21 protein-coding genes and 1 pseudogene are annotated in these 22,672 nt (G+C 44.6%); 15 read left to right on the top strand and 7 right to left on the bottom strand.

Going from position 1 to position 22,672, the window contains the following annotated elements; all coding sequences use genetic code 11:
• Positions 1-83: 83 nt before the first annotated feature.
• The 5 genes and pseudogenes from MAMMFC1_RS21120 to MAMMFC1_RS05355 all read left to right on the top strand — a co-directional run bounded on the left by MAMMFC1_RS21120 (position 84) and on the right by MAMMFC1_RS05355 (position 4,819).
• A complete protein-coding gene (locus tag MAMMFC1_RS21120; protein ID WP_331852780.1) occupies positions 84-1,871 on the top strand; it encodes a hemagglutinin repeat-containing protein in 1,788 nt (595 codons plus the stop codon).
• 13 nt (positions 1,872-1,884) lie between these two features.
• Positions 1,885-2,337, top strand: coding sequence for a hypothetical protein (locus MAMMFC1_RS05365; protein WP_126307148.1), 453 nt, complete (start codon positions 1,885-1,887; stop codon positions 2,335-2,337).
• Positions 2,338-2,559: 222 nt separating this feature from the next.
• Positions 2,560-2,826, top strand: a pseudogene (locus tag MAMMFC1_RS22780) (hemagglutinin repeat-containing protein); the annotation flags it as partial.
• Positions 2,827-3,312: 486 nt separating this feature from the next.
• A complete protein-coding gene (locus tag MAMMFC1_RS22270) occupies positions 3,313-4,383 on the top strand; it encodes a hypothetical protein (RefSeq protein ID WP_232035683.1) in 1,071 nt (356 codons plus the stop codon).
• A complete protein-coding gene (locus MAMMFC1_RS05355) occupies positions 4,370-4,819 on the top strand; it encodes a CPCC family cysteine-rich protein (protein WP_126307144.1) in 450 nt (149 codons plus the stop codon). Before MAMMFC1_RS22270 ends, MAMMFC1_RS05355 begins: the two co-directional genes overlap by 14 nt.
• 189 nt (positions 4,820-5,008) lie before the next feature.
• On the opposite strand, the gene MAMMFC1_RS22600 is transcribed toward MAMMFC1_RS05355, so the two are convergent.
• Positions 5,009-5,143, bottom strand: coding sequence for a hypothetical protein (locus tag MAMMFC1_RS22600; protein ID WP_269471864.1), 135 nt, complete (start codon positions 5,141-5,143; stop codon positions 5,009-5,011).
• Positions 5,144-6,026: 883 nt separating this feature from the next.
• Entirely contained in the window at positions 6,027-6,170 is a 144-nt protein-coding gene (locus MAMMFC1_RS22265) for a hypothetical protein (RefSeq protein ID WP_232035682.1), read from the bottom strand.
• 6 nt (positions 6,171-6,176) lie between these two features.
• On the opposite strand from MAMMFC1_RS22265, the gene MAMMFC1_RS05350 reads away from it, so the two are divergent.
• Together MAMMFC1_RS05350 and MAMMFC1_RS05345 are read left to right on the top strand one after the other, a co-directional pair.
• A complete protein-coding gene (locus tag MAMMFC1_RS05350) occupies positions 6,177-8,648 on the top strand; it encodes a hemagglutinin repeat-containing protein (protein WP_232035681.1) in 2,472 nt (823 codons plus the stop codon).
• Positions 8,649-8,659: 11 nt separating this feature from the next.
• Positions 8,660-8,905: a DUF1871 family protein gene (locus MAMMFC1_RS05345; protein WP_158618653.1), complete on the top strand. Its 246-nt coding sequence runs from the start codon at positions 8,660-8,662 to the stop codon at positions 8,903-8,905.
• Between the two features lie 206 nt (positions 8,906-9,111).
• Here MAMMFC1_RS05345 and MAMMFC1_RS22260 read toward each other — a convergent pair whose 3' ends face one another.
• The gene (locus tag MAMMFC1_RS22260; RefSeq protein WP_232035680.1) at positions 9,112-9,276 is read right to left on the bottom strand and encodes a hypothetical protein; all 165 of its coding nucleotides are present in this window, start codon (positions 9,274-9,276) and stop codon (positions 9,112-9,114) included.
• A 6-nt stretch (positions 9,277-9,282) separates the two neighbouring features.
• Between MAMMFC1_RS22260 and MAMMFC1_RS05340 the strand changes: the two genes are divergently transcribed.
• From MAMMFC1_RS05340 to MAMMFC1_RS05330, 3 genes are all read left to right on the top strand, one after another.
• The gene (locus MAMMFC1_RS05340) at positions 9,283-11,565 is read left to right on the top strand and encodes a hemagglutinin repeat-containing protein (RefSeq protein ID WP_232035679.1); all 2,283 of its coding nucleotides are present in this window, start codon (positions 9,283-9,285) and stop codon (positions 11,563-11,565) included.
• An 11-nt stretch (positions 11,566-11,576) separates the two neighbouring features.
• A complete protein-coding gene (locus tag MAMMFC1_RS05335) occupies positions 11,577-12,065 on the top strand; it encodes a hypothetical protein (RefSeq protein WP_126307137.1) in 489 nt (162 codons plus the stop codon).
• Between the two features lie 138 nt (positions 12,066-12,203).
• The gene (locus tag MAMMFC1_RS05330; protein WP_126307135.1) at positions 12,204-12,458 is read left to right on the top strand and encodes a hypothetical protein; all 255 of its coding nucleotides are present in this window, start codon (positions 12,204-12,206) and stop codon (positions 12,456-12,458) included.
• Positions 12,459-12,983: 525 nt separating this feature from the next.
• Here MAMMFC1_RS05330 and MAMMFC1_RS05325 read toward each other — a convergent pair.
• Both MAMMFC1_RS05325 and MAMMFC1_RS05320 read right to left on the bottom strand, forming a co-directional pair.
• On the bottom strand, positions 12,984-14,039 hold the full coding sequence (locus MAMMFC1_RS05325) for a glycosyltransferase family 9 protein (protein WP_126307133.1): 1,056 nt from the start codon (positions 14,037-14,039) through the stop codon (positions 12,984-12,986).
• On the bottom strand, positions 14,029-15,246 hold the full coding sequence (locus MAMMFC1_RS05320) for a glycosyltransferase family 4 protein (RefSeq protein ID WP_126307131.1): 1,218 nt from the start codon (positions 15,244-15,246) through the stop codon (positions 14,029-14,031). Before MAMMFC1_RS05320 ends, MAMMFC1_RS05325 begins: the two co-directional genes overlap by 11 nt.
• A 169-nt stretch (positions 15,247-15,415) precedes the next feature.
• On the opposite strand from MAMMFC1_RS05320, the gene MAMMFC1_RS05315 reads away from it, so the two are divergent.
• From MAMMFC1_RS05315 to MAMMFC1_RS05305, 3 genes are all read left to right on the top strand, one after another.
• Entirely contained in the window at positions 15,416-16,402 is a 987-nt protein-coding gene (locus MAMMFC1_RS05315; protein WP_126307129.1) for a CgeB family protein, read from the top strand.
• 64 nt (positions 16,403-16,466) lie between these two features.
• Entirely contained in the window at positions 16,467-16,793 is a 327-nt protein-coding gene (locus tag MAMMFC1_RS05310) for a hypothetical protein (RefSeq protein WP_126307127.1), read from the top strand.
• A gap of 19 nt (positions 16,794-16,812) precedes the next feature.
• Positions 16,813-17,073: a hypothetical protein gene (locus MAMMFC1_RS05305; RefSeq protein ID WP_126307125.1), complete on the top strand. Its 261-nt coding sequence runs from the start codon at positions 16,813-16,815 to the stop codon at positions 17,071-17,073.
• A 114-nt stretch (positions 17,074-17,187) separates the two neighbouring features.
• Here MAMMFC1_RS05305 and MAMMFC1_RS05300 read toward each other — a convergent pair whose 3' ends face one another.
• Entirely contained in the window at positions 17,188-17,979 is a 792-nt protein-coding gene (locus MAMMFC1_RS05300; RefSeq protein ID WP_126307123.1) for a sugar phosphate isomerase/epimerase family protein, read from the bottom strand.
• 1 nt (position 17,980) lies between these two features.
• Positions 17,981-18,784 carry a GNAT family N-acetyltransferase gene (locus MAMMFC1_RS05295; RefSeq protein ID WP_197723917.1) on the bottom strand — a complete coding sequence of 268 codons (804 nt, stop codon included), beginning with the start codon at positions 18,782-18,784 and terminating at the stop codon, positions 17,981-17,983.
• A gap of 171 nt (positions 18,785-18,955) precedes the next feature.
• Here MAMMFC1_RS05295 and MAMMFC1_RS05290 point away from each other — a divergent pair, with 171 nt between their 5' ends.
• Entirely contained in the window at positions 18,956-20,920 is a 1,965-nt protein-coding gene (locus MAMMFC1_RS05290) for a glycosyltransferase (protein ID WP_126307121.1), read from the top strand.
• 42 nt (positions 20,921-20,962) lie between these two features.
• The gene (locus tag MAMMFC1_RS05285; protein ID WP_126307119.1) at positions 20,963-22,657 is read left to right on the top strand and encodes a glycosyltransferase family 2 protein; all 1,695 of its coding nucleotides are present in this window, start codon (positions 20,963-20,965) and stop codon (positions 22,655-22,657) included.
• The last annotated feature ends 15 nt before the right edge of the window (positions 22,658-22,672 follow it).

Genomic DNA, 22,672 nt, shown 5'->3' with positions numbered 1-22,672 from the left:
GAGTGAACAAACAACAAATGGATAATATTACCTATTGATAATCCCTGCATAAGAGTCAGGGGACGGTTCCGTGACTCTATGAAATTAGCAACATAGTTGGCACCAACAACAGATCGACGGCAAAACCAGCTCCTCCTCCTGGTCCTTGGGGAGCATCCTTCGGCCTTGGCGGCAACTTTACCGGCCTGACCGGCGGCTTCGGCTCCGGCCACGGCACGGAAAACGGCAACACGGTAACCCATACCGGCAGCGTCATCGACGCCGCCGGCACCGTAACCCTCAAATCCGGCAACGACACCAACATTATCGGTTCCCAGGTCAAAGGCGACAAAGTCGTGGCCGACATCGGCGGCAACCTCAACCTCGCCAGCACGCAGGACAGTGATGACTACACGGCGAACAATCAAAGTACCGGCATTGGTTTCGGCACCGGCAAGATCAGCGGGACAACGGGTTCCTTCAATACCGGCAAGACCAACTCCAACTATGACAGTGTCACCGGTCAGGCAGGGATCTTCGCCGGTGAGGAAGGCTTTGATATTTATGTGGGGAAGAATACCGACCTGAAGGGTGCGGTCATTGCCAGTGAGGCGGATGCGGATAAGAACAGGCTCAGCACCGATACGCTGACTTGGTCAGATATTGAGAATAAGGCGGAGTATAGCGCAAGCAGTTCAGGCATTGGCTATGCCGCCGGGAAAGACGCGAACGGTAACGACGTAGAAAAGAAAGACCTGGGACTGACGCCTAATATTGGTGTAACTGCAAGTGGAGAAGCCTCCAGCACCACCAAATCAGCGATTTCCCTGGGAACGATTGAGATTCGCAGCAATCCCGACCAGGATATTTCTAACCTCAATCGAACTCCTGAAGGAGCCGTCAATGCGCTAGGGAAAATATTTGATAAGCAAACAGTGCAAGAACAGCAGGAATTAGCCGGATTATTTGGTGAAGAAGTATTTAAAGCGATTGGTAATCTTGGATTAAAAGAAGGCAGTGCTGAAAAAGTTGCTCTTGATGCTTTTGCTGGTGGGTTAATGGCTCAACTTGGCGGTGGTAGCTTTGCCTCAGGTGCTGCCGGAGCAGGATTCAATCAGACCGTCATGAGTGAACTAGCAAAGATAAAAGACCCTGCTGTAATACAGTGGGCTAGTGTGATTGTTGGAGCAGTTGCTGCTAAAGTTGTAGGTGGTAATGCGCAGACAGGGGCAAGTGTTGCTGCCAGTGAGACAAAGAATAATTTCCTCTCTGATTGGCAGAAAGAACAAAGAGAGCAAGCGCTTAAAGAAGGAGATTTGGAAAAGGTAGCCTATTGGGATGCTATCGATAAGGCTCAAGATCAAATTATTAGTACACTGAACATACCTCCAGGAACAGACTTAAATGATCAAGAGAACTATAATTTATTACAAAATGTATCAATTTTAGCGCAAGAAGCATTAGCGAATCCTGACCTAGCTCCTGGTGACTATGATGGATTTAAGATTACTGACACTGGTGGTATTTTAGTATTAGCTGGAGCAGTTTGGGTAGCAATAAATGTTGATTTGAAGACATTGACGTTGGGAGCGCCTGTACTTGCTAAACCAGTTAACCTTCCAGCTTGGCGCGATGTTGCTATTGATATTGAGCATATAGCATCAGGACACATGATTGGGGGAAGTCGAGCAAGTGCAATTAAGGATTTATTCCCTCCATATATGAATGCTCAACAAGTTGAGCGAGCTGTACGAGAGGCATATAGATATGGAGAAAGAGTCTCAACTCAAGGTGATCGAGTAGTTATAAGAGGTACAAGCAATGGTATGACAATTGAAATGTATGTTAATACGGTTACAAATATTATTGAGACAGCATATCCGAAATGGTAAAAGGAGAGGAATTATGACAGATATTTTGGTGAAAGTAAGAACGGAAACCTTAAATATTGGTCAAGGAAAAAGCAGATTAATCACGGGTGAGATATGTCTTGCTATTGGAGATGTATTTTTTCCTGAACTGTATTGGAATGACTTTGTTGTTATTGTACTAACGTGGTGGCTTGATGCTATTAATAAACTTAAAAAATCAGCAATTGGAGAAGTGTGTGAGTTTAGATTTATGGATGGTCCGTTTTTTGCAAGCGGAGTTAAAATTGATCAAAAAACAATAGCCATGAATTTTATGAAGGGGAGAATGAATGGAGATGACATGCTTTTTTCTTCAGAAAATTGTAGCATAGATAACTTGACACATTCTTTGTTTGTAGCATCAAGCAATGTAATTGAGGAAATTGATAAACGAAAATGGGATAATAAGGATATTGCTGACTTACGTCGTGCTATGAAGATTATATAGAAATAATTCGATACTCTAGGAACCGTTGAAAACGATTGAAAAAATTGGACAATGTATATTTTTTCTGGTGGCTAGGAACAGTAGAGACTGCTCATAATCCTAGTTTCTTCAAAAGCAGAGGTCAGTGGACGTAAAAAATCCACTGACCTCTGCTTTTCATCTCAGTCTCTTCTAGTGACACTAATCCATAAGAGTCAGGGGACGGTTCCGTGACTCTATGAAATTAGCAACATAGTTGGCACCAACAACAGATCGACGGCAAAACCAGCTCCTCCTCCTGGTCCTTGGGGAGCATCCTTCGGCCTTGGCGGCAACTTTACCGGCCTGACCGGCGGCTTCGGCTCCGGCCACGGCACGGAAAACGGCAACACGGTAACCCATACCGGCAGCGTCATCGACGCCGCCGGCACCGTAACCCTCAAATCCGGCAACGACACCAACATCACCGGTTCCCAGGTCAAAGGCGACAAAGTCGTGGCCGACATCGGCGGCAACCTCAACCTCGCCAGCACGCAGGACAGCGATGACTACACGGCGAACAATCAAAGCACCGGCATTGGTTTCGGCACCGGCAAGATCAGCGGTACAACGGGCTCCTTCAATACCGGCAAGACCAACTCCAACTATGACAGTGTCACCGGTCAGGCAGGGATTTTTGCCGGGGCGGAAGGCTTTGATATTTATGTGGGGAAGAATACCGACCTGAAAGGCGCGGTCATTGCCAGCGACGCGACTCCAGATAAAAACATACTCTCTACCGATACTCTTACGTACTCCGATATCCAAAACCATGCAGAGTACAGCGCAAGCAGTATTGGAGTAAACGTCAATACAAATCCTAGTGCAGAACGTAACGAGCAAGGAATCACTCCTAATATTGGTGTAACTGCATCAGGCAATGCAGACAGTACAACTCAATCGGCTATTTCTCCTGGTACAATTGAAGTACGTAGCGGAAACACTGATCTAAGTAAATTGAGTCGTGATACTGAAAATGCTGTTAACACCTTAGGAAAAATATTTGATAAGAAAACCGTCCAAGAACAGCAGGAATTGGCTCAAATATTTGGTGAAGAAGCATTTAAGTTAGTTCATAAGATTAGTAAGGAAAATGGATGGGAAGAAGGAAGTCCACAAAAAATTGCTCTTCATGCTTTTGTTGGCGCAGTGATGGCTGATTTTGGAGGTGGAAATGTTCTTTCAGGAGCAGTTGGAGCAGGAGTAAACGAAGCAATTCAAAAAGAATTGGCTGATAAATTCAAGGATGATCCTGATCTTCACCAATGGGCTAGTTTTATAATTGGATCTGCTGCAGCTAGTGTAATAGGTGGAGATGCTACTACTGGAGGTTCAACGGCAGTTAGTGGTACGAAGAATAATTTCCTTTCTGACTGGCAGAAAGAACAACGTCAGAAAGCGATTGATGACAAAGATTGGGAAAAGGTAGCCTATTGGGATGCTATCGATAAGGCTCAAGATCAAGCAATTACTTATTTGGGAGTATATCCAGGAACAGATTTAAATGCTCCCATGAATTCTGGTATGTTGGAAGCAGTATCCAAACTAGGGCAAGAAATAGAAGCAAGCCCTGATTTTCAGGGATCATTTCTATCAAATGCACCGACTGTCGATTCTTCAACTTTAATAGCAGCAGGGGCTGCCGCTATAGTCGTGGCTGGTGTTACATTGTATTACTACGATGGAGGATGGGTAAAAGCAGGTACTGTTGCATCAGGAAGCGGTGCTTGGGGTCAAGCGACATTCCAGTCAGAAAAATTGTTAGAACGACATATAACTGATCATTTACAAGAATTTGGAAATATAACACAAGCGCAGTATGTTCAAAAGGCACGTGATTTACTAAATAGTAAAGTTGGAGGAGAAGTTCAAGGCTTTACTAATAATTTGGGATGGACATTTAGATATAATGCAACAACCAACGAATTTGCAATTGGTTCTCCTCAAGGAACAATTTCGACTATGATGCGTCCTACAAATGGAATACAATATTGGTTAGAGCAGGTTGAGAAATATGGTAATTTATAAAAGAGGGGAGATATATATGGAATGCAAGAGAGACTATTGCCCTTGTTGTGGGTATCCTACATTACCTTTACGAGAACATCCTCAAATGCCTACGTTTGATATATGTTTTTTATGTTATTGGCAAGATGATGGTCAGACAGATATTGATGCTGATAGGGTATATGGAGGACCAAATGGAAAATATTCTTTAACAGAGGCAAAAGGTAATTTTAAGAAGTATTTAGTAATGTTTTCTCCCGAGAATGATACTCGAATTGTTCCTGGTGATCTCCCAGAAGAAATATGTATAAAGAAGTCTTTAATTAATTTATTCAAAGAAATTAAAATAACAGATAATAACGACAAGAAGGAGGTTGTATGGACGGAAATTATTGAAATGGAAAATAAATTACATGAATATACTCATAGAAAGGTTGAACGATTTACAAAAAAATAAATTTCAAAATAAGCTTGAACATAGGCAAGTCTAAATATTAATACCAATCAAAACAAGGTCAGTGGACGTAAAAAATCCGCTGACCTCGCTTTGTTCTCTGTATGCTCTCTAGTGACACATTATTTATAGGTAATAAATTACTATTAACAATTCATGAAAAGTGATTCTACGACCATCTATGTATCTTAACTACCATCTAAAATGACTTCGACTCATTCCCTCCACACAAAGGACAACTACCCCCATATCCATTACCCATACAACTACCACAATAAGTTCCACCACATTCCTTACACTTACGTAAATCACCCAGACATGGAGCATCAGCACCACAATTCGGACATCTTCTCATATTATCATACATTTAAAAAACCTCCTCATTAATAATAATTCTAATATATCACCTGTCGGTGATGACGAAAACTGTGTTTTCGCCTAAGAGGTTCTTTTATGTAATTTACCATTAATCCAGTAAAATCAAGGTTTCGTTGAATCTGGTTCCTTAAATAATAATCAAATATGCATCAGTTGATCATCAGAGTTACTCAGTCAACCTCTGATGATTTTTTCTTAACGGGTACAATAAAATATATTACCAGATAAAAATGATACATCAGAGATCACCCAATTAACTAGTGACAAATCTCTGTCACATGTCACGTTGTCACGGATAAAAAATATTTATATAAAAATCACCAAAACCATGTTACACTTTCTCGACTTTGTAATATTTATATATTAAATCAAAAAAATGGAAAAATATTTATATATAGTTGCACCAACCCAATAAATATAATCATTTTTAATAAATTAACAGCACCCAATGTAAAATAAATACACCGTATTATCACGCACAAAATAATAATTATTTATGCAATAAAATTCAATCAGACTATATAAATCAATACTTCATAGTATTTTTACCACCAACCACCATTATTGTCACTTCAAAATATTTTTTATAAAAGTGCAATTTTAATGTTACACTTTTGCAATTTTGTAATATTTAAATATTAAATTTAAAAATCTGAAAAACATATAGTAATAGTTACAGCAACCGCACAATATATAATATTTTTAATAACTACAACGCAATTACTCTTACCTCCAATACAACAAAAAGACCATCAATTAATTCATTCATTTACGCCACAAAATAATTATTATTTACGCACTTATATTCAATTAAAACGTATAAATTAAAGTATCATGTAAGAGTCGGGGGACGGTTCCGTGACTCTATAAAATTAGCAACATAGTCGGCACCAACGATGTCGGTCTTACCGTCACCGACGGCAACATCAACATCACCGCCGCCGATGAAACCGGCAGCGACGAACACTACCGCCAAGAAAAAATGTCAGGCCTCTTCAGCAGCGGCGGCCTCGGCTTCACCATCGGCAGCAAAAGCGAAAAAACCACCCTCGATCAACAAACCATGGAGCAAGCCGGCAGCACCATCGGCTCCATCGACGGCAACGTCAACCTCATTGCCGGCAACCAAGTCAACAGCGCCGGGACTACAATTATCAGCGGCCAGGACACCAACATCAGCGGCAAAAATGTCACCATCGACAACACAGTAAACACCTACGACAGCCAGTACAAATACGAATTCAAGCAAAGCGGCCTGAGTGTATCCTTAGGCGGCGGCGTAATCGATGCTGCCACGGGTGCATATAACGACATCCAGCGCTCGGGTCAGGTACAGGATGACCGGCTTAAAACGCTGTATGAGTACAAAGCCGTTAAAGATCTTGAGAAACTGAAAGACTTCAAAGGCAATCTGACAAAAGGAGTGGGTGTCAACGTCAGCATTGGCAGCACAACAATCACATCCGAGCAAAACACCCATGTGGAAAGCGTCAACCCATCCAACATCAGCGCCGGCGGCAACGTCAACATCACCGCCACCGACGGTAATGTCAACCTCAAAGGGACCAAAATCACTGCGACTGAGGTCACCTTGGACGCCGAAAACGACATCAACCTCGACGCCGCCCAAAACCAACAACAGATCGATGGCAAAACCAGCTCCTCCTCCTGGTCTTTAGGCGGCACCATCGGCGTAGGCTACTCCGGTAGCTTCGGCAGCAGTAGCGGCAAAGAAAACGGCAACGCTGTGACCCATACCGGCAGCGTCATTGACGCCAGCGGCACAGTAAACCTCAAATCCGGCAACGACACCAACATCACCGGTTCCCAGGTAATAGGCGAAAAAGTAAAAGCCGACATCGGCGGCAACCTCAACATCACCAGCCTGCAGGACAGCGACGACTACACGGCGAACAATCAAAGCATCGGCGTTGGTTTCGGCACCGGCAAAATCAGCGGTACCCATGGATCTTTCAATACCGGCAAAACCGACTCCGTCTACGACAGTGTCACCAGTCAGGCAGGGATCTTCGCCGGTCAAGACGGCTTTGACATTACGGTAGGGAAGAATACCGACCTAAAGGGTGCGGTCATTAGCAGTACGGCTACGCCGGATAAGAATAAACTGTCGACGGGTACGCTAACCTTCTCCAATTTTGAGAACAGAGCAAAGTATTTGGCAAACAGCATTGGAGTTAATTACAACGCAGGTAAAGACGTAGCTAAAAAAGATCGAGGATTTACTCCGAATATAGGTGTAACCGTCAGCGGAAACGCAGAAAGTACCACAAGATCGGCCATATCCCCCGGAACCATTGAAGTACGGAGCAATCCCAATCAGGATTTGAGCGGCTTAAGTCGTGATCCGTCTGGTGCACTGAATGCACTGGGTAAGATATTTGATAAGAAAACAGTGGCAGAACAGCAGGAATTAGCGAAAGTCTTTGGCGAAGTAGCGTTTGATCTAGTTCACAAAATTAGTAAAGAGAATGGCTGGGATGAAAGTAGTCCTCAGAAAATAGCCTTGCATGCATTTGTTGGTGCGGTAATGGCAGATATGGGTGGAGGCAATGCTTTATTAGGAGCTGTTGGGGCTGGATTGAACGAAGCTATTCAAAAAGAATTAGCAGAGAAGTTTAAAGATGATCCTGCTCTGCATCAATGGGCAAGTGCAATTGTAGGTTCTGCAGCTGCAACGGTAGTTGGTGGCGATGCTCAAACGGGTGGATCAACTGCTGCTAGTGGAACAAAAAATAATTTCCTCTCTGATTGGCAGAAGGAACAAAGAGAGCAAGCGCTTAAAAACGGAGATTTAGAAAAGGTTGCTTACTGGGATGCTATCGATAAGGCTCAAAATCAAGCGATTACTTATTTGGGAGTATATCCAGGAACAGATTTAAATGCTCCCGTGAATTCTGGACTGTTGGAAGCAGTATCCCAATTAGGACAAGAAATAGAAGCAAGCCCTGATTTTCAAGGATCATTTCTATCGAATGCACCGACTGTCGATTCTTCAACTTTAGTAGCAGCAGGAGCTAGCGCTATAGTCGTGGCTGGTGTTACATTGTATTACTACAATGGAGGATGGGTAAAAGCAGCTCCAGTTGTTGGAAGTGGTACAGTTGGAGTAGTTGGGTCAAATAATCTTGCAAAAGTTGGAGATGGTTTTGGAAGACTTGGAACATTAGCTGAAAATCCTGGTATAGCAGTCAACTGGAGTGCATTTGCAGAGCATGGTCTGGAAAGAATGGCTCTAAGAGGTGTAACACCGGATATGGTTCAATCTTGGGTAGCGAATGGAAAAGCTCTTGCTCAAGGTGATAATAAATTTCTATTTATAACACGAGAAGGTGCCGCAGTCGTTACGAGAGATGGGAAACTAGTTACTACATACCCTGCTAGTAAGTTTGATGCAAATATGGTGGAAGTTGTTAAAAAATTATTTGGGGAATAGAGGTGATTTTTTTGAATAAAATACATGTGTCCCAGATAATTAATGAGTGGGATCCTATAGCTTTACTTTCACATGCGCCTACCGATGAATATGAAATAGAAATTAAGTTAATTATCGATTCACTAGAAAAATCAAGAACTACGGATGAATTAGCTAACAATATTTATGAGATTTTTAGTAAAAGATTCGGTACGGATGTTTTTACAAAACAATATCAAGAATGCATTGAAGTAGCAAAAAAAATATTGCGAATATAGGGTTGATAAAAACAATTTCTTATCTAAGTTCCAAAGGTCAGCGGATTTTACGTCCGCTGACCTCTCTTTTTTTCTCAGGTGTTGTCTAGTTAACAAATAATAACTGGATAATATTACCTATTAATGAATCTTAAAAGTTAAATCTGGTGAATCAGAATGACGTAGACTCATTACCACCACAAAACGGACAACTACCCCCATAGCCATTACCAGAACAGTTGCCACAATAAGAACAGAGTCAGGGGACGGTTCCGTGACTCTGTGAAATTAGCAACATAGTCGGCACCAACGATGTCGGTCTTACCGCCACCGACGGCAACATCAACATCACCGCCGCCGATGAAACCGGCAGCGACGAACACTACCGCCAAGAAAAAATGTCAGGCCTCTTCAGCAGCGGCGGCATCGGCTTCACCATCGGCATCAAAAGCGAAAAAACCACCCTCGATCAACAAACCATGGAGCAAGCCGGCAGCACCGTCGGCTCCATCGACGGCAACGTCAACCTCATTGCCGGCAACCAAGTCAACAGCGCCGGGACTACAATTATCAGCGGCCAGGACACCAACATCAGCGGCAAAAACGTCACCATCGACAATACAGTAAACACCTACGACAGCCAGTACAAATACGAATTCAAGCAAAGCGGCCTGAGTGTATCCCTGGGCGGCGGCGTCATCGATGCTGCCACGGGTGCTTATAACGACATCCAGCGCTCGGGCCAGGTACAGGATGACCGGCTTAAAACGCTGTATGAGTACAAAGCCGTTAAAGATCTTGAGAAACTGAAGGACTTCAAAGGCAACCTGACAAAAGGAGTGGGTGTCGGCGTCAGCATCGGCAGCAGCCAGATGACCGCCGAACAAACAACCCACGCCGAAACCGTCAACCCGTCCAACATCAACGCCGGCGGCAACGTCAACATCACCGCCACCGACGGGGATATCAACCTGATAGCGACAAACATCCATGCCATCGACGTCCTGCTCGACGCCAAGCAAAACCTCAACCTCGACGCCGCCCAAAACCAACAACAGATCGACGGCAAAACCAGCTCCTCCTCCTGGTCCTTGGGAGCATCCTTCGGCCTTGACGGCAACTTTACCGGCCTGACCGGCGGCTTCGGCTCCGGCCACGGCACGGAAAACGGCAACACGGTAACCCATACCGGCAGCGTCATCGACGCCGCCGGCACCGTAACCCTCAAATCCGGCAACGACACCAACATTATCGGTTCCCAGGTCAAAGGCGACAAAGTCGTGGCCGACATCGGCGGCAACCTCAACCTCGCCAGCACGCAGGACAGCGATGACTACACGGCGAACAATCAAAGCACCGGCATTGGTTTCGGCACCGGCAAGATCAGCGGTACAACGGGCTCCTTCAATACCGGCAAGACCAACTCCAACTATGACAGTGTCACCGGTCAGGCAGGGATTTTTGCCGGGGCGGAAGGCTTTGATATTTATGTGGGGAAGAATACCGACCTGAAGGGTGCGGTGATCTCTAGTGAGGCGGAGGCAGTAAAGAATGCCCTTTCGACTGGTACACTGACTTTCTCCAATCTTGAGAATAGAGCAAAGTATTCGGAAAACAGCATTGGAGTCAACTACAATGCTGGTAAAGATTCCAACGGCAACGCTGTAGCTACAAAAGATCTAGGATTAACTCCTAATATTGGCGTTACTGTTAGCGGTAATGTGGATAGTACCACAAAATCGGCTATATCGCCTGGAACGATTGAAGTACGGAGCAATCCTAATCAGGATTTGAGCGGCTTAAGTCGTGATCCGTCTGGTGCAGTGAATGCATTGGGTAAGATTTTCGATAAGAAGACAGTTCAGGAAAAACAGGAATTAGCTCAAGTCTTTGGCGAAGAAGCTTATAAAAAAATTGGGGATTTAGCAATTCAAAATGGCTGGTTACAAGGTGGACCAGAAACGACTGCATTGCACGCTTTAGTTGGTGGAATAATGGCCGACTTGGGCGGCGGTAGCTTTACTTCTGGTGCAATGGGGGCTGGTGTTAGTGAAGCAATACAAAGTGAATTATCCAAAATTACAGATCCTGCTTTGCGTCAGTGGGCTAGTGCTGTTGTAGGCGCTGCAGCATCTAGTACAGTTGGTGATGCTCAAACTGGTGGAAGTACAGCCGCTAGTGGAACAAAGAATAATGACGAGAATGTGCATGAAGTAACAATCAATGGAACTACTTATCTGGCTGCTGGTCTCGGTGTTATATTAATTAACGGACAAAAAACCTTAGTTGATGATACTGGCAAAGCAATAGCGTGGCTTTCTGACACTGGAACATGGATAGCTAATGAGGCAAGCAGTGCATGGGACAATTTTGTTCTCTGGGCTAAAGGGGACAAGCCAAATCCACCAGGCGTAAATAAAGGAACAGCGCAAGCTCCCAAAACAGGTGCACCTAATTCGGAGTATGAAAAGGTCGACAATGAAAATCCATCCACAGTAGTGTCGAAGACGAAGTATAATGAAAATGGACAACCAGCAGAAAGAGAAGATTATTACAAAGGGAGTAACCCGCATACACATTATGACAAAGTAACAGGACAAGAACTTACTAATCACAAACATGTCTATAGATATAATGATAAAGGACAAAGAATTGGCGAAGATGTTGTACCGTCGGATTAGGGGGTTAATAGATGAGTATTAAAGCATTTGGTAGTTTTGAGTTTAATAAAAATATAAATATGACGGAGAGTTCGTTTGATATCACAAAAATTGCTGTAAAACACAAATTAGGTATAAAACTGGGAGGGAATGCTGCATCATATTTAATCAAACCTATAACAGGATGTGAAGAAAAACTTCCATATGAATTGCTTGATGATCCAATGGACGTAAATGCTCAATGTCTTTTTTCAGGGGATAACATAGAGGTTTCTGTGAATGGAAAAAGAGTTGATACAGGGGAAAGTTTACGTTCAAGATTATTCCGTATACAGCAGTTCTTTATGGAAACAATTGAGAAAGTACATGTAGACAAAATTGTATTGAATATTAATATCGAAATAGGAGATGAGTTTGAAACACTAGAAATAAATATAAATGATATTAGTGAAATTTTAATAAATATGTATGAAAGTGAAGGAAACTGGACTCCAAGTATAAGACTGATTATAAATTCGTAAAAAAAAACAAGGTCAACGGACGTAAAATGATATGCTCCCCTTGTAGTAGACAGTTTTATTATTTAAACTGTCTACTACAAGGGGAGCATATCAAATCCGTTGACCTCAATACTGATTAATAGTTGTGGAGGCAAGAATATGAATGTTGAAAATGTTGAAAAAGATGTAGAAATAAGAATTCGGACAGAAAACGAATATAAGAGTGGAGCAAGTTGGTTTTATTGGATTGCTGCAATGTCTATTATCAACGAGGCGTTTCTTCAAACCCATATCGGCTGGAATTTTGCCATAGGACTCGGAATAACCCAGGTTATAAATGTATTATTTCGGAACAGCATTGTTTCGAGTGTAGTAACATTAATTTTATCAGGGATATTCTTAGAAACTAGTTGATATGAACAATCAGGTTTTAAAAGCAAATGAAGAAGAAATTGTTGTTAAATACAATGTTCCCATATAGTCTGATAAAAGCTTTACTGCCTACTTTATGGCGGTCAGGATATTACGGATGATGTAGTGAGTCGAGGGACGGTTCGTTAAGGGTTCAATCGGAAATTTTGCGTGGCAAAAAGGCTCAACAGCAGGGAAAATACTGCAATGTTGAGCTCTAATTTATCTACGCGCAAAATTTTTGATTGCCCAGAAGAAGGAAATCGCGCCTGTTTGGCTATGGATTTTCAATCGGCCGTGGTTTTTCTTTTTTTTCTTTTTAGGGGGAATGACACGTGTTTGGGTTGCTGTTTGGTTGTTGATCGAATGGTAGATTGGCTGTTTTTTTCCGAATGGGACAGTCTTTCCCCCTCCCCGCTATTGGGTCATGGAAAAATATGATATTTTTGTTGCCCTTGCGACTGGCCAGCAGACCATAATATCTGATTTTGATAAAACCTTTTGGCAGTTTTGTTCTTCTGTTGACAATTAAATCGGTTGCAGTGTCGGCCGTCGCTGCAGCATAGATTTTGCGGCTTGGATCACGTCTGCTGCCGGTATTTGTTCCATGCAGGCGTGGTTGCCGCATTTATAAGGCCAATATTCCGCCTTTTGCCAGCAGGGGGAACACTCCTGGGGACGGTAAAGGACAACGTCGTGGGGGCGGCGGGGTCCCCAGACCTGGGGGTGTGTAGGCCCAAACAAGGCCAAAACAGGCGCCGGAAAAGCCTGAGCGACATGCATAGGCCCGGTATCGACGGTGATTATAAGGTCCGCTTCCGCCATCAGGGCCGCCGTTTCCCCCAATGTCAGACTGCCGGCAAATACTTCGGCCGCATTGCCGGCAGCTGCCGCCAGCCGTTGAACCGGCGGCAGCTCTTTTTGGCCGCCCAGCAGGAAACAGCGGGCTGTTTGGGCCAAGCTTTGCAGCAGGGAAGTCCAGCCGGCAATCGTCCAGTCTTTATGGGAGTGGCTGCTGAAAGGGCAGATGAGTACTAACGGCCGGTCGTGTATGACCGTAACTTTTTGCCGGAGGTTCCGGACTTCTTCCGGGTAAATGGCAAACACAATGCCGGTGTCCCGGGTAGTAATACCCAGCGGCTCCAATGTGGCCAACTGTTTTTCGCTTTCATGCACAATGGCGCCGCGCAGGGAAGGTACGACATGAGTGAGGAATTTGGCTCCCCCGTCGGCGTCAAAGCCTAGCCGGTACTTTGCGCCGCTGAGCCAGGCCAGCATGGGGCCAAGGGAACCGTAATGGGACGCCAGGGCCAGGTCATATTGCTCTTGCTGCAAACCGGCTATTAGCTTTCTTAGCAAAGACCGGTCCTTTTCCCAGTTGGTAACGGTGTAGACAATTGTTTTATTAATAAACGGATTATGCCGGGCGGCTTCTTCCCCCAAGGGGCTGACAAGCATATGGAGGACAGCGGCAGGGAATGCGCTGCGCAGGGCCCGGGTAACAGGGGTCGCCAGGACTACGTCACCCATGTGGGCGACGATAATCAGCAAAATCTTGCGGATTTGGTCCCTTTCAACAATCATAGTCAACACTCTGGGCGGGATAATCCATGTCCGGGCATAATGCGGTCAGTTTGTCGGCTAAGCCGGCGGCAATCACGCGCCAGGAGTAGCGGGTATTCACCAGGGAAAAAGCCTGCCGGGCGATAAGCTCGGCTTTAGCTGTATCCGCCAGCAGGCCATCAATTGCAGCGGACAAGCTTTGCGGACCGGCAACAAGAAAATGCTCGCCGGCGATCCCGTTGATGCCGCGAGCGCCAAATTCCGTGGTGATAACGGGGATACCGGCGGCCATATAGTCCAACATTTTGATATTAGTGCCTGAACCTGAGAGCATCGGATTTAGGGCAATATCAGCCAAGCCCAGTATGCGGTGCTTTTCCTGTTCCGACACAATGCCCAGCAGCCTGACATTGCCGGGGAGTTCTCTTTGCTTGAACGCTTCACACACACTGCCCAGCAGAAAGAATTGAACGCCGGGCTGCCGGCGGGCAGTTTCCACCACCACTCGCCCCGCTTCCAGATTCGGGGGATGATAACTGCCGATGAAGAGCGCCACCGGCTGTTCAATCTTTTGCCGCTGCTTATTAATGGCGCGCTTTTGGCTGGAAATAAACGGCAGAGTGGCGGTGTCCGCACCGTTAGGTACCGCAAGTATTTTGGCGGGGTGTATACTGTAGAGTGAACTTAAAGCCTGGGCGTCCTGCGGCGAGCAGGCGGTTACCAAGCGGCTGTTGCGGCAGGCACCGCCTTCAACCCGGCGTATTTCTTCCAGCACATCTTCCGCGCCGAACGGTAAAAGAGCGGAAAATAGGACATATTCCACGTTATGGGCGTCATATACCAGGGTGAAAGATTTATCGAGCTTGCAAACTTCATCCAACAGGTACGGACGAGAGAGCACGATGATGGCGGCGTCTTTGGCCTGTTGCGACAAAACCAGGGCATACTCCGGCGAGTGGTGCGCTATCAGCGAAATAACGGCGCAGGTATGAATTCTGAGCCGACAAAGATAACGAATTTCCGCCTGACAGTGCATGGGACTTTTCGGTACGATAATTTGCCGGAAGCCCGGCGCTATTTCTTTATTCTCTCTTCTGTCACCGAAGCATAGTACAACTACGTCGAAGAAGCTGGCGATATATTTGAACAGATAGAATACCCTCCGTTGCCCGCCGCTAACAGCCGGAAAAATGGGGAAAGGGTTGGCCACCAGTATTTTAGGCTTCATGGGTAAGACCTCCTGAATGTTGTGTTAGTTGTGTTAATTTGCATCCAGAAAAAATATATGATCGCTTTTCGCCGATAATTACCCCATTTTACACAGCGGCCGCTGCACGTATTTTTCCCCACCGGCGTTAATAGACTTTACCGTAGTCTAATCAAAGGAGGACGTTTTCTTGCGAGTATTGTTTCTGGAAAGTCATCCTATGTGGCGGTATGGTCTGCCCAACGGCTTTCGCGACGCCGGGCATGAAGTTCAGGTTTCCGGCCCTTTGACAGCCGACAATATACCGAGAATAATTGGCAGCTTTGCGCCCCAGCTCATTGTCATGCTGGGCTGGACCGAAGAACATATCAGCCTGAAAAGAAAATGGATCAGGGAACACGTTCGCGCGGCGGGTGTACCTTTTGTTTACTGGGCCACCGAGGATCCGATCCATACGGAAATATTCTCCATTCCCTTCATTACGCAGGTTCAGCCGCACTTTGTATTTACCGTCAGCTTAAGTTTGGTGGATAGATACGAAAAACTTGGTTTTCCGGCGGCGCACATGGATTTTGGCTGGCATGCCAGCGTCCATAAGCCGGCTGGGAAGGAACAGCCTTTCACTTGCAGCATGGCCGTTGTGGCTAACGCCTATCCGGCGGTTTTCCGCGTCTATCCCGGCTTTTACCGCCTAGAATCGCTGCAGACATTGATCACCCCGGTGCTGCAAGCAGGTCTGCGGGTGGATTTCTGGGGCTGGCATTGGGATGAGATGGAATGCTACCTGGGCTTTAAGCTGCCGCCGCAGTGGCTGCATGGGTATCTGCCTTATCCTGAAGCTTACAAGGTATACAACTCCGCCGATATCGTCATCGGTCTACAGAATGTTCCCGGGCAGGTTACGCAGCGGACCTATGAAATTCTGGCGAGCGGCGGATTTTTGCTGACATCCGATACGCCGGCGGTGCGGGGTTTGTTTGAGCCTGGACGCCATCTGGCGGTAACAAACAGCGCGGCAGAAACCGCGGCGCTTGTCCGCCATTATCTTGCCCGGCCGGAATTGCGGCGGGAAATAAGCCTGCGGGGAAAAGAGGCTGTTGCCGGCCACAGTTATCGCCACCGGGCCGAATATATAATCAAGGTGTTGCAGGAAAGGAAAATATTATCCCCCATATGAGTCCGGTTCTAAAGGCTCCGGTTTACGCATAAGGTTTATCGAACTTATAGCGGGAGGTAAAAAGATGGGATTAGGCTGCATCGGCAATGATGACCTGATTTGCGAATTAGAATGCGAAATCGGTACGAGTGTGATTTTGTATACGGTTGACGGGTTTGCCTATTATGGAGAACTGCAAAAAATCCTCGACAAAAAAGCAGTTGTGCTTGGACCGGGAAAAGGCCAAACCGATGTTATCGTAAGGCTGCCTGACCAGACCTTTTGTCCTCAGGGCACGGGGATCATTCGGGAATCAGTTGCGTTGATAGATTTGTGTGTTATAGCCGCCAAAACTCCGGAACTGACCGAAATACCACTCGATTTTACCTTTATCGGCCCGGTCGACGGCTGAGAGGAAAGGAGAGGTGCAGGTGGCGGATAAAAAAACCGATGGCCGTCAGGAATGCCATAAACTAATCCAGGAATTAGAATGCATGCAAGGCGCTACGGTGGATATACGGGTTCTGGGCGGCTGGCTGTTTAACGGCACACTTTTTGACGTTCGCCCCGGACTGGCTACACTGGCTAATGTCACTGTTATTTCTGGCGGTGGGTTTACTTTATGCGCGTTTGATGTGGATACTGTCGTTATTAATATAAAAGCAATTACCTCGGTGGGGAAGCCGGTATAATTACCTGTTATGTGAAACCTCCGTACCAAAAGTGTTATCACCCATAGGTACAACTATTGAACCGGGGGGGTAAAACCGGTACGGGGCAACAAGAAAAGTAGAAGCCAGTCACGTTTATGTGACTGGCTTTCTGCTTTTTATCCACTCAACTGATTCTTTCAGCCCTGCGGCAGTCTTTGTTTCAAGCACCACGCGGCAATTCTGCTTCTTCGCAAGATAGAAATATTTCGGCAGATCCAATTCACCGGCACCGAGAGGTAGGTGATTATTCTTGCCCTTCGCGTCGTGCATGTGCATATGGCAAAGCTTATTTTTGTATTTCATGATTACTTCTTCGTCACCGCCGCCGATTCCTGCATTATGTCCGATGTCAAAGGTTAATGCGAATGTTTTGCTTTCAAGCAAGAGGGCAAGCCCTTTTCGTAGGAATTCTTTATCGTATCCGTCTGCGTTTTCAACGCAAATCTTAATATCTGCTCCACCGATTGCCTGCTCGCACCGGTCGCGGAAAGCGGTCAGTTTATCGAGGTAGGTGTCCAAATATTCATCAAACAGATAAACCTTTTTCTCCGGCAACGTGAAATACACGCCTTTTGACAGGTGCATATTCAAAACTGGAATTCGGAGTTGTGTTGCAAGCTCTATCGCCTGCAACACCGTTTCTGTGTAAGCACAAGCCACTTTTTCGTTGAAATCGCAGGGGTTCAGGTTTTCATCAAGATGGATGGTGTAATAAATCCCATACCGCTCGGCGATTTGGGCGAATGTGTCGGCGTCAATCTTATCCGCCTGATACTCTGGCAGATTCATATTCAGCTCAATAAACTGAAAATTAAGCTCTTTACATAGTGCAGCACAATCGTCAAGGCTTTTCATTTCGATTAACGTTGGTAAGCCGAAATCCATATTACACCGCCTTATTTTTTACGAAGAACAATTCTGGGTCGCCTTCGTCAAGAGCGTCTATTTGACCACAGAAAGTAAATCCAGATTTTCCAAGCAGTTTTCGCATTGGCTTGTTTGATTGGTTGGTTGATGTAAAGAGCTTTTCCGGCTTACACACTGCAAACAGATGGTTCAGCAGTGCCAAGCCAATACCGTGTTGCCTATATTTCTCCGCTACCATTAACAGTTCTATAAAGCCGTTATCAAAGAATGTATAATTCATAATCGCAAAATCTTTTATAACACCATCATAAACCGCGATATAGCACTCATCGCGCTTAATTGCATGACGAATTGACTCAGTACGACGAAATGGGCCAATGTCAAGTATGTAGTGAAAATCTGATTCTGTAGCGATTTTGATATGACTTCCATCAATGGGAGCGTCGTAGTGATTGCGGGTATCGATGCGAGTTAATATCTCGTCCGCTATCTCTTCCGGCGTCTTTGTACCGTCCACAACAAGGTCAGACACCGGCTTTTGCATTTCGGGCATACGGGCATAAGTTGAGCGGGAGCGCGCCAAATAAAAACGAAGCTCCTTGTCAAGTGTTGCAAGGCGACTACCGCCATTTTGAACACCAAAACACAGGTTGCCTGAATCTTGGTCGTCAAACACCTTAAACACCTTTCCATACTTGCCGAGGAAGGAGGCGGTACGCCATCCAGTTGCGAAATACGGACTTGCCGTCGCACACCATACAATGCGGTTAAACTCCTCCCGCGGATCGCCGAAATCGTATCGGTCGAAATCAATGATTCGCAATATTTACCAGACTTGCTTTAATTGATTATACTACACGTAACGCTTAAATACTCATGGTACGGAGGTTTTTATTTTCGATTTTCCAATGGTTTTCAAAGATTGTCGATCGATAACACTTTTAGCAAAGAAAAGTCGAATTTTTACTGTTAGAAGTAATACAGGAGTATAAACATGGCCAAAATTTCAGCATGTGTAATTGTCAAAAATGAGGCGGATAATATCAGCCGCTGTCTGCAAAGCGTGAAAGACATTGCCGCCGAGATGATTGTTGTCGACACCGGCTCGACGGATGATACCGTCAAAATTGCCCGGCAAATGGGAGCAAAGGTATTCCAGTACCAATGGAATAATGATTTCGCTGCTGCCCGAAATTACGCGCTCACGCAGGCTAAAGGGGACTGGATTATTTTTCTGGACGCTGATGAGTATATTTTACCTGGCAAAATACAAAACGTTCGCCCTTTTATCGACAAGATACACGGTAACCGGATGATTGAATCTGTGGTGTGCCGGATGGAGAATACGGAAGGTGTTGACGGCCCGCTAAAGAGCACTAACCCGACTGTGCGGATATTTCGCAATTCCCGGGTGATTCGCTATCAAGGGAAGGTTCACGAACAAATTTATAAACACGGTAAGCCTACCAGGTCGATAGGAGACGCTAAGCAGTTTATCGTCATCTGTCACACTGGTTATACCAAAGAAGCAATACCCGAAAAAATAAAACGCAACACAATCATGCTGGAAGAAGATTTAAACAACGGCAATGTTCGGAACCTGACGTACTACTACTTGAGCGATGCCTATTGGCGATTAGGGCAGTATGAAAAAGCGATAGAGTTTGCCCAAAAAGCAATTGATCACGGCGGGGTGTTTCATACTCTGTATGCCTATAAACCTTATGTGACGCTGATAGCCAGCATGGTGCGGTTGAATACCTATAGTAACGAAGCCATGGAAGCAATCCGGGATCAGGCAATACAAAAGTTTCCCCACCATCCCGAAGTTTTGCTGCACCAAGCCTTATATTATAGGAAGACCGGGCGTTACCGGCAAGCATTGGAATCCTTTTTTCAATCAATTGCGGCTAATGAGCGTTACGGCGATATTAATTTAAATAACGATTTTTATGGACTGGTTTCCGTGGTTTATCTGAACATCGCCAAGCTTTATGATATGATGAATGAAAATGTCCCGGCTTTTGATTACTATGTAAAAACATTACAGCAGGACAGATATAATCAAGAAGCGTTTAATGGACTGATGTTGCTGATAAGAACCCAAAATGCCGCTGATGTCGTCTGTCTTATGAACAGGCTGTACAATATGGACGATGAAGCTGATGTCGACTTTTTGGTTGTGGAATTGTCCAGACTGAAAATGAAAAAAGTGCTTGATTATTATTGCAAAATCAGGTTTGAACGGTTTGGGCGCAGGGAACCTGCCGGTATACTCTTGCTTACGAATGGCCGGTTTGAACAGGCTTTTCAGGGTTTCGCCGCTTTTTTTCGGGAGACCGGTGATCAAGGCGCAGAACTGTTGGCGGTTGTATCCTTGCTTCTCGGTGGGTCCCCAAGCTGGGTGGATTTGTTGGGACCGCAATTGCGGCCTGCGTTTCAGAGAATTATTACAGCCTTCTTCGCGCCGGAAGAAGGCTGCGTGTTAGCGGCAGAAGATTTTTCATCCTATTTGGAGCTGACAAATGATTTTATCCATCTTATCCACCTAGGTAACGAAAATCAATTGATTGCTTTTTTACATGTGGGCAAAAGGTTTTTGCTCGCTGAAGCTCCGGTTCAAATTGGTGATATTCTGGCCAGGAAGAAGTTGTTCCACCATGCTCTTGACATGTATTTATACAAGATTGACGCGGTGTTTTCTGAAGCGGGTCCGTCCGAGTCTATTTATTGTAAAGCCGGTTTTTGTTGCTATAAATTAAAAGATTTTGCAGCAGCCGCAAACTTTTTTTCTCATGCATTGGAGTGCGGATATGTTATGTATGATATTTTCGAATATTTAGAGTGGTCATATCAACAATGTAACGACGGGGTAATCAAGGGCAAGTTTAAAGCATTAAAAGATTTCTATGGCAATGAAACGGAAGCAATGGCAGAGATCAAGCAGCATGCAGGGTGACGCGTCCGGCAGGGAAATACATACCATGAAAGCAGGGGAATAGTGGAAAAAACTAAGGCGGCAGATGAATTTGAACAATGTAAAAAGCAAATAAAAATTACAGTAGAAGATCTTATAAATAACGCCAATTTAGCAGAAGCAAAAAAGTTAATAGAAGAATATCAAAGCATAGTAAAAAATGACAATGACGTGGAAATATTTTTAATGAAGGCAAGGATCAGAGCTGCTGAGCGACCAAATACCTGTGAGGTTATAGTAACGAATACGGATAACCAAACCGCGCCTCAGCCTGGCGAAAATATATATTCTGCCAGAAATAATGTTGCCTTTAGTCTGGGTAATAGTGATGCACCACTTGTAAGTATCGTGGCTTTAGGATACAACAATCTCGAGAAACATACTAAAACTTGTATTGAGTGCATCCTTAAATATACAACAAACATTGACTATGAACTAATATTAGTTGACAATGGTTCAGCCGATGCAACATTTGAATATTTTAAATCGGTTCCGCATCCGAATAAGAAAATCGTGAGAGTAACCAAGAACATAGGAGCATTTTACGGCGCCAATTCAGGTATGAAGCTTGCTAGCGGAAATTATGTGGTTGGAGTCAGCAATGATATATATGTCACAAAAAACTGGCTTGTTAATATGCTTAAATGTGCCATGTCGGACGAGCGTATCGGGATGGTAGTCCCGGTATCAGATAATGTAAGTAATTTGCAAAGTGTAAATTTAAATTTTACCGACTTTAATGATATGCAAAAAAAAGCCGCTGCCTTTAATATTTCCGATGCGAGAAAATGGCATGAACGGTTGCGGCTAATTCCACCGACGGCCCTTTTTAGCAAAGCTTGTTTGGATATGGTTGGCATACAGGATTATGGTTTTTTTCATGACTTTGCGGATGACGATTTAACTTTCAGGGTACGTAGAGCGGGCTATAAAGCCATCCTTTGCAAGGATGTTTTTGTGCAGCACGCCGGACACACAATAATGAAAAATCCGGAGGAATATAAACAATCGCTGGCAAAAGGGCGCATTACGTTTAAGAATAAGTATTACGGCCTTGATGCTTGGGATGATGTGAACAATTACGAAACAACCATGATGTCTTATATTACAGGCAAAAAAATTTTTGAAAGCAAAATCCCCAATATTTTAGGTATTGATGTTTCGTGCGGAACACCTCTGTTGGAAATCAAGAATAGTCTTAGGGATAAAGGGATTTTTAACGTTAGATTATCGGCGTTTTCTGCTGAGGCAAAATATTGGCTGGACTTAAAAACTATTTGTGACGGGCAAGTGGCAGTTGACCGGACAGAATATATTTCGGAATATTTTCGTCAAGAAAAATTTGATTATATCCTGTTGGGTAAGCCAATCAATACCTACAGGCATCCTTACCTGCTTTTAGAACAATTACTGCAGGTTCTGGAAGGCGATGGCCAACTGCTATTAAAGCTTAGAAATACTTATGATATTGGAACATTATTTAGAATAACGGGTGTTGATATAGCCACCGATAGCAGCATAATTCACCACATTTCCCTTGATGAGTTTAATCGCCGTTTGCAGTATTACGGCTGTTGCGCCAAAGATATTGTGGCGGAACCGCATCCAATAGATAAAAACATGAAAAAGATGCTTGACAGTATTTCGTTCAATACAGAGGAGGCATATTTAAAAGCCGCTGCCAAGGACTATATTTTAAATATTGGCAAGAAAGCATAGTATTGCATAGTATTT

The organism is Methylomusa anaerophila, from assembly GCF_003966895.1.
Classification (GTDB): Bacteria; Bacillota; Negativicutes; order Sporomusales; family Sporomusaceae; genus Methylomusa; species Methylomusa anaerophila.
The sequence above is the reverse complement of the archived record's forward strand: the minus strand, read 5'-3'. Positions and strand labels throughout refer to the sequence as shown.

Coding starts and splice junctions, on each gene's coding strand:
- MAMMFC1_RS05365 (WP_126307148.1), top strand. CDS start 1,885: ATGACAGATATTTTGGTGAAAGTAAGAACGGAAACCTTAAATATTGGT.
- MAMMFC1_RS05355 (WP_126307144.1), top strand. CDS start 4,370: ATGGTAATTTATAAAAGAGGGGAGATATATATGGAATGCAAGAGAGAC.
- MAMMFC1_RS22600 (WP_269471864.1), bottom strand. CDS start 5,143: ATGCTCCATGTCTGGGTGATTTACGTAAGTGTAAGGAATGTGGTGGAA.
- MAMMFC1_RS05350 (WP_232035681.1), top strand. CDS start 6,177: ATGTCAGGCCTCTTCAGCAGCGGCGGCCTCGGCTTCACCATCGGCAGC.
- MAMMFC1_RS05340 (WP_232035679.1), top strand. CDS start 9,283: ATGTCAGGCCTCTTCAGCAGCGGCGGCATCGGCTTCACCATCGGCATC.
- MAMMFC1_RS05335 (WP_126307137.1), top strand. CDS start 11,577: ATGAGTATTAAAGCATTTGGTAGTTTTGAGTTTAATAAAAATATAAAT.
- MAMMFC1_RS05330 (WP_126307135.1), top strand. CDS start 12,204: ATGAATGTTGAAAATGTTGAAAAAGATGTAGAAATAAGAATTCGGACA.
- MAMMFC1_RS05325 (WP_126307133.1), bottom strand. CDS start 14,039: ATGATTGTTGAAAGGGACCAAATCCGCAAGATTTTGCTGATTATCGTC.
- MAMMFC1_RS05320 (WP_126307131.1), bottom strand. CDS start 15,246: ATGAAGCCTAAAATACTGGTGGCCAACCCTTTCCCCATTTTTCCGGCT.
- MAMMFC1_RS05310 (WP_126307127.1), top strand. CDS start 16,467: ATGGGATTAGGCTGCATCGGCAATGATGACCTGATTTGCGAATTAGAA.
- MAMMFC1_RS05300 (WP_126307123.1), bottom strand. CDS start 17,979: ATGGATTTCGGCTTACCAACGTTAATCGAAATGAAAAGCCTTGACGAT.
- MAMMFC1_RS05290 (WP_126307121.1), top strand. CDS start 18,956: ATGGCCAAAATTTCAGCATGTGTAATTGTCAAAAATGAGGCGGATAAT.